Here is a 7,338-nt window from a genome sequence, read left to right on the forward strand (position 1 = left end):
CGGCAGCTCCTACACAGAGCCCAGCGGGAGCAAGCTCCCTCGCCACGGAGTTAGCGGCATCTCACCGGAGAGTCGCAGCCCAGCGCCATTATCGGTAACATACCGGCCTTTCCCGCAGCCCTTCTGCGCCCTGCCGAATAAGCCCATTCCATGCCTCTTGAACTCAGCGTTGACCTCTCCACCCTCGCTATCCTGGCCGTTGTCGCGTTCATCGCCGGCTTCATCGATGCCATCGCTGGAGGGGGTGGCCTGCTTACCACGCCTGCCCTGCTGACCGCTGGCTTGCCGCCGCACCTGGTGCTGGGCACCAACAAGCTCAGCTCGACTTTTGGTTCGGCCACGGCCAGCTTCACGTTCTACAGGCGCAAGCTGTTTCATCCGCGGCAGTGGACCCACGCCCTCGTCGGCACGCTGGTCGGTGCCTTGGCCGGCGCCGTCGTCGCCCATTACCTGCCCGCCGAGTGGCTGAACAAGATGCTGCCGGTGATTGTCTTTGCCTGCGGCCTGTACTTGCTGTTCGGCGGCACGCCCAAGGCGCCGCTGGACAGCAACGCACCGATCAAGAAGACCTGGCAGTCGCCGCAAGGCTTCACCCTCGGTTTCTATGACGGCGTGGCCGGCCCGGGCACGGGCGCGTTCTGGACCGTCAGCAGCCTGCTGCTCTATCCCATCGACCTGGTCAAGGCCAGCGGCGTGGCGCGCAGCATGAACTTCGTCAGCAACATCGCGGCGCTGTCGGTGTTCATCTTCTCGGGTCAGGTGGATTGGATCATCGGCCTGAGCATGGGGCTGTCGGTGATGGTCGGCGCGTTCTTCGGCGCGCGCACCGCCATCAGCGGCGGTGCGAAGTTCATCCGGCCAGTGTTCATCACCGTGGTGCTGGCCCTGACCGTGCGCCTAGCCTGGCAGCACTGGTTCAGCATGGCCTAAGCGCCGCGCTACATAGAGGTCGATCAAGTACCGGGCAATCGAGCGCGAGGCGGGAAGCGGTGGCAGGTCGTGGACGTTGAACCACTGCGCATCTTCGATTTCGTCCTCCTGGGGCACGATGTCGCCGCTGGCGTATTCGGCGTGAAAACCCAGCATCATCGAGTGCGGGAACGGCCAGCATTGGCTGCCCACGTACTGGATGTTCTTCACTTCGATGCTGACCTCTTCACGGACCTCACGAATCAGGCAATCCTCGGCTGACTCACCCGGCTCGGCAAAACCCGCCAGGGTGCTGTAGACACCGGTGACGAACCGGGGGGAACGGGCCAACAAGACTTCATCACCACGGGTGATCAGCACGATCATGCTCGGCGAGATTCGCGGGTAATGCCGCAGGTCGCACGCCTGGCAATACATCGCCCGCTCTCGCGATACCTGGCTCATGCGCTGGCCGCAACTGCCGCAAAAACGATGCTCGCGGGCCCAGGTGCCGATCTGCGCGGCATAACCCAACACCTTGAACAGCGTGTGGTCGTCTTCGAGCATGAAGGCCCGCAGACCTTTCCAATTGCAGCCTGGAATGTCCAGGGCGCTGTGCAGTTCCAAGAGGTAGACCGGCTCGCCATCGAGATGGCCTATACCGTGCTCGGCGAGGATCGACAGGTCCTGGCGCTTGAGCCAGTCGCGAGGAAACAGTGCGCCGTTGTCGTCGTACAGGAAGCCCTCCGGGCTGCGCGCCACGGCCCAGCCGCCGGATTTATCGGTGTCGAGTACTGCGGTGGTCCAGCGTGAAATCATGATCGGTCAGTCCAGAAATTCGGGTTTCTGTTTGCTCATATGGGCGGCCATGGCCACGCGCAAGTCATTGGATTGCAACATGGCGGCGTTCCAGGTGGCGACGTATTCCAGCCCGTCGTCGATGCGGTGGTCGCGCATGTAGCTGATCATTTCCTTGGTGCCGGTGACGGCGATCGGCGACTTGGCGGCGATATCCCGGGCAATGCCCATCACGCCATCGAGCAGGCTGGTGGTATCACTGTAGACACGATTGACCAGGCCAATGCTGCGCGCTTCGTCGGCACCGAAGGTGCGCCCCGTATAAGCGAGTTCACGCAGCATGCCGTCCCCGATGATCCGGGGCAAGCGTTGCAATGTGCCAACATCGGCTGCCATGCCGATGTCGATTTCCTTGATGGAAAATTGCGCGTCCTCCGCGGCGTAGCGCATGTCGCACGCGGAAATCAGGTCGATGGCGCCCCCCAGGCAATAGCCCTGCACCGCCGCGAGGACCGGTTTGCGGCAATTGTCCACGGTATTGAACGACGCTTGAAGCTGCAGGATCTTGCGCCGCAGCACACGGGCGTTACGGCCCACATCCTTGCCCAGCTCATTAGCGACGCCGGCCAGCATCATCAGGTCGATGCCTGACGAAAAGTGCTTGCCCGCGCCGCTCAAGACCACCACCCGCACTTCGTCGGTATCGTCGATCCATTGGAAGATATCGACGATCTCGCTCCAGAACGCCGCGTTCATGGCGTTGATCTTGTCCGGTCGATTGATCTGCACATGGGCGATATTGTCTGCAAGTTCGACGTTGAACGCTTGGTATTGCGACATGGCAGTATCCTTTTACCGGTTGGAAAGAGGCCTGAACTATACCAAGCGATTACGGCAGGACGTAGGCAGTGCATCGGCCAAAAGCGGGACTGCATCACGCTGCGCAACCTAATGTGGGAGCGAGCCTGCTCGCGAAAGCAGTGGTTCAGCTTATGAAAATGTTGACTGACCTGCCGCCTTCGCGAGCAGGCTCGCTCCCACAAGGTCTGGGGCGGGTATCAGTCCGTTGCCGGCTGCTCAGGCGCCTCCAACTGACCATCCCAACCACCGCCCAGCGCCGCAATCAACTGCACACTTGCTATCAACCGACTCTGTTGCAGGCTCAGCACGCTGCGCTCGTTGCTCAGGGCGGTGGCCTGGACGCTGACCACGTCGAGGTAGCCGATCAGCCCCGCCTTGTACTGGTTCTGCGTCAGGCGCAGGGACTCGCGGGCGGCGTCGAGGGCTTCCTGGCGCACGCGGGCTTCGTCTTCGAGCACCTTGAGCTGGATCATGTAGTTTTCGACTTCACGAAAGCCGTCGAGCACGGTCTGGCGATAGGTGGCGACGGTCTGGTCATAGGCTGCCACGCTGCGGTCGACTTCCGCGGAGCGCTGGCCGCCGTCGAACAGGGTCATCGCCAGTTGCGGGCCGACCGACCAGAAGCGGTTCGGCACACTCACCCAGTTATCGTAGGTACTGCTGCTGTAGCCGCCGCTCAGGCTCAGGCTCAGGTCTGGGTAATAGGCGGCCTTCGCCACGCCGATGTTGGCGTTGGCCGCCATGACCGAGCGCTCCGCCGAGGCGATGTCCGGACGGCGTTCGAGCAGTTGCGACGGCACCGCCACCGGGACCGGCGGCAGCGCCGGGATGTCCTGGGTTTCGGCCAGGCTGAATTCGGCCGGAGGCAAGCCGATCAACACGGCGATAGCGTTTTCGAACTGCGCCCGCTGCCAGATCAGGTCGATCAGGTCGCCCTGGGTGGTCTTGAGCTGGTTTTGCGCCTGGGCCACCGCGTCCTTGCCCGACACACCGGCGCGGTACTGGTTTTCCGTCATCTTCAGAGAGCGCTGATAGTTGTCGACGGTGGTTTGCAACAGGCGCTTCTGTTGGTCGATCACCCGCAACTGCAGGTAGTTCTGCACCAGTTCCGATTGCTGGCTCAGGCGCATCGCCGCCAAGTCGGCAAAGCTGGCCTGGGCGCTGGCTTCGTCGGCTTCCAGGGTGCGGCGCAACTTGCCCCAGACGTCCGCTTCCCAGCTCACGCCTGCCTGGGCGCTGTAGGTGTCGCGAATGCCGCTGGAGGAACTGCTCAGGCTCGAACTGCTACTGCCGGTGCCCTGGCTGGAGCGGTTCTTGCCAACCGTGAGGTCGACCGTTGGAAAGAATGCCCCGCGAGCACTGCGCGCCAAAGCCTGGGCCTGACGGTATTGGGCTTCGGCCTGGGCCACGGTCTGGTTGGAGGCGTTGAGTTTTTCCACCAGTTCGTTGAGGCGAGTATCAGCGTATAGCTCCCACCAGGCGCCACGGGCCAGGGCGTCGCTGGGGTTGGCCGGGCGCCAGCCCTGGGCCTCCTTGTATTGCACCGGCGCAGCGGCCTCGGGACGTTGGTAATCCGGACCGATCGCGCAGGCACTGAGCAGCGCCACGCACAGCGCCAGGCTCAATACTCGCGAGCCACGGGCAGTTGCCAGCGGTGCGGCAAAATTGAAAAGCGAACGGTCGGTCATAGCGGAGTTTCCAGGGCAGCATCAGTGCGCACCCCACGCCAGCGGTTGAAACGATGGCGCAGGTGATCGAGATAGAGGTAGACCACGGGAGTGGTGTAAAGCGTCAGGACCTGGCTGAACACCAGCCCGCCGATGATGGTCAGGCCCAGCGGCTGGCGCATTTCCGAACCTTCGGCACCACCGAGCAACAACGGCAAGGCACCGAGGATCGCCGCCAGCGTGGTCATCAGGATCGGCCGCAGCCGCAACAGGCACGCGCTGCGAATCGACTCCAGCGACGTTTGGCCAGCACGCTCCAATTGCAGCGCGAGGTCGATCATCAGGATGGCGTTTTTCTTCACTACGCCGATCAGCAGGAACAGGCCCAGCAGTGAAATCAGACTGAATTCGCTGCCCAGCACGTAGATCGACAGCAACGCGCCCACCCCGGCCGAGGGCAAGGTGGACAGGATGGTCAGCGGGTGGATGTAGCTTTCGTACAGCACGCCCAGCACCAGGTACACCGCCAGCAACGCCCCGAGGATCATGAACGGCTGGCTTTTCTGGGTGGCGGCGAACGCATCGGCGGTGCCCGCCATTTTCGCGATGACATCCTCGGGCATGCCAAGCTTGGCGATCGCGCGCTCGATGGCGGCCGTGCCCTGCTCCACCGTGACGCCTTCGGCCATGTCGAAGGCGATGCTCTCGGACGCGAACTGGCCTTCATGGCTGACCCGGTCGTCTTCGAGGCTGTTTTCATAGTGGGCAATCGCCGACAGCGGGACCCGCGCGCCGTCGGCGGTGATGACCTGGACCTGTTCAAGGGTGTTGGGGTCCTGGGCGTACTTCGGATTGACCTCCATCACCACCTGGTATTGGTTGAGGCTGTCGTAGATCGTCGAGATCTGCCGCTGGCTGTAGGCGTTGTTCAACACCGCCGTGACCATGTTCATGTCGATGCCCAGGCGCTTGGCCTGGTCTCGGTCGACGATCAGCGTTACTTGCTGCGCGCCGCCGCCGTCACGGGCGTCGATGGCGGTCAGCTCCGGCAAGGCCCTGAAGGCAGCCACGAGCTTGGGGTACCACTCGCGCAGGGACGCCAGGTCGGCGCTCTGCAGGATGTAGGAATACTGCGAGGTCGTCTGCTCACGCCCCCCGCCGAACTGCAGGTCCTGGTCGGCCATCAACATCAATTGGGCACCGGGTACCTTGGGCATTTCCTTGCGCAAGCGCTCGATGACCTTCTGCGCGGACATCGCCCGTTCCTTGATCGGCTTGAGGCGCACCAGCATGAAGGCATTGTTGGTGCCGTTGTTGCCGCCGATGAAACCCGCCACGCTCTGCACCGCGTCATCCTTGAGCACCGCGCGCCGGAAGATTTCCATTTTCGGCTGCATCACATTGAACGACAGTCCGTCGTCACCGCGCACGAAGCCGATCAGTTGCCCCGTGTCCTGCTGCGGCATGAACGTCTTCGGCACGACGACATACAAGGCAATGTTCACACCGACGGTTACCAACAGGCTGAGGAGGGTCAGGCGCCGATGGCGCAGCACCCAGTCCAGGCTCCGGGCGTAACCCCGGACCATGCGCTCATTGACATGGTGACTCCAGCGCTGCAAACGGTTTTCCTGCCCCGGCACATGAGGCTTGAGCCACCGCGCGCAGAGCATCGGCGTGAGCGTCAGGGACACCACCAGCGAAACCACGATGGCCGCCGCCAGGGTGATGGAAAACTCACGAAACAGGCTTTCGACGATCCCGCCCATGAACAGGATCGACAGGAACACCGCCACCAGCGAAGCGTTCATCGACAACAGGGTGAAGCCCACTTCCTCGGCGCCGAGGTAGGCGGCTTTCATCGGCGGCACGCCTTCGTCGATGTGCCGGGAAATGTTTTCCAGCACCACGATGGCGTCGTCCACCACCAGCCCGGTGGCGAGGATCAACGCCATCAGCGACAGGTTGTTCAATGAGAAACCGTACAGGTACATGACCGCGAACGTCCCCACCAGCGACACCGGCACCGCCAGGGTCGGGATCAGCGATGCCCGGAAATTGCCGAGGAACAGGAACACCACCAGCACCACCAGGGCCACGGCGATCAACAGGGTCATTTCCGCTTCATGCAAGGTGGCCTTGATCACCGGCGAGCGGTCCATGGCCAGGTTCAGCTTGACGCTGGCCGGGAGCACCGCTTGCAACGCCGGCAGCTGGCTCTTGATCTCGTTGACGGTCTCGATGATGTTCGCGCCGGCCTGGCGATTGATGACCAGCAGCACTGCGGCGTCATTGTTGAAGAAGCCACTGTTGTAGCGGTCCTCGACGCTGTCGCTGACCTTTGCCACGTCCTTGAGCCGCAGCACCGAGCCATCCTGGTAACGGATGACCAGCGTCTCGTAGTCCTTGGCCTTTTCCAACTGATCGTTGGCCTGGACTTGCCACATCCGCTTGTCGTCTTCGACCGAGCCCTTGGGCCGGCGTACGTTGCTGTCGGCAATGGCGGTGCGCACGTCGTCCAGCGCCACGCCGTACTGGTTGAGCAACTGCGGCTCCAGCTCGATGCGCACCGCCGGCAGGGAACTGCCGCCAATCTGCACTTCACCGACACCCGCCACCTGGGAAAGGCTCTGGGACAGGATCGTCGAGGCCAGGTCATAGAGCTGGCCCTTCTCCAGCACATCGGAGGTCAGCGAAAGCACCATGATCGGCGCCTGGGACGGGTTGACCTTCTTGTAGGTGGGCATGCTGCGCATGCCGCTGGGCAGCAAATTGCGCGAGGCGTTGATGGCCGCCTGCACCTCCCGGGCCGCGCCGTTGATGTCGCGGTCCAGGTCGAATTGCAGGATGACGCGGGTCGAGCCCTGGCTCGAACGGCTGCTCATGGTGTTGACCCCGGCGATGGCGCCAAACGAGCGCTCCAGCGGCGTCGCCACCGTGGACGCCATCACCTCGGGGCTGGCTCCCGGCAAGTTGGCCTGGACCACGATCACCGGGAAATCCATCTGCGGCAGCGGCGAAACCGGCAGCAAGCCAAAGCACACGCCACCGAGCAACATGATGGCGAAGCTCAGCAGCATGGTCGCCACGGGACGGCGGATGA

General features: G+C 63.0%; 5 protein-coding genes. 1 reads left to right on the forward strand and 4 read right to left on the reverse strand.

Going from position 1 to position 7,338, the window contains the following annotated elements; genetic code table 11:
- Window positions 1-150: 150 nt before the first annotated feature.
- Window positions 151-930 (forward strand): TSUP family transporter, encoded by a 780-nt coding sequence (locus tag OC610_RS17320; protein ID WP_264429328.1) that lies wholly within the window; start codon window positions 151-153, stop codon window positions 928-930.
- Here the strand turns inward: OC610_RS17320 and nudC are convergent.
- From nudC to OC610_RS17340, 4 genes are all read right to left on the reverse strand, one after another.
- Entirely contained in the window at window positions 898-1,728 is an 831-nt protein-coding gene (gene nudC, locus OC610_RS17325; protein ID WP_264429330.1) for an NAD(+) diphosphatase, read from the reverse strand. The two genes, OC610_RS17320 and nudC, sit on opposite strands and share 33 nt — an antisense overlap.
- A gap of 6 nt (window positions 1,729-1,734) precedes the next feature.
- Entirely contained in the window at window positions 1,735-2,547 is an 813-nt protein-coding gene (locus tag OC610_RS17330) for a crotonase/enoyl-CoA hydratase family protein (protein WP_264429332.1), read from the reverse strand.
- A gap of 218 nt (window positions 2,548-2,765) precedes the next feature.
- The gene (locus OC610_RS17335) at window positions 2,766-4,256 is read right to left on the reverse strand and encodes an efflux transporter outer membrane subunit (protein WP_264429333.1); all 1,491 of its coding nucleotides are present in this window, start codon (window positions 4,254-4,256) and stop codon (window positions 2,766-2,768) included.
- A complete protein-coding gene (locus tag OC610_RS17340) occupies window positions 4,253-7,336 on the reverse strand; it encodes an efflux RND transporter permease subunit (protein WP_264429334.1) in 3,084 nt (1,027 codons plus the stop codon). The genes OC610_RS17335 and OC610_RS17340 overlap by 4 nt, the downstream gene beginning before the upstream one ends.
- Between the last annotated feature and the right edge of the window lie 2 nt (window positions 7,337-7,338).

Origin of the sequence: Pseudomonas agronomica (assembly GCF_025917275.1) — a bacterium.
Lineage (GTDB): Bacteria > Pseudomonadota > Gammaproteobacteria > Pseudomonadales > Pseudomonadaceae > Aquipseudomonas > Aquipseudomonas agronomica.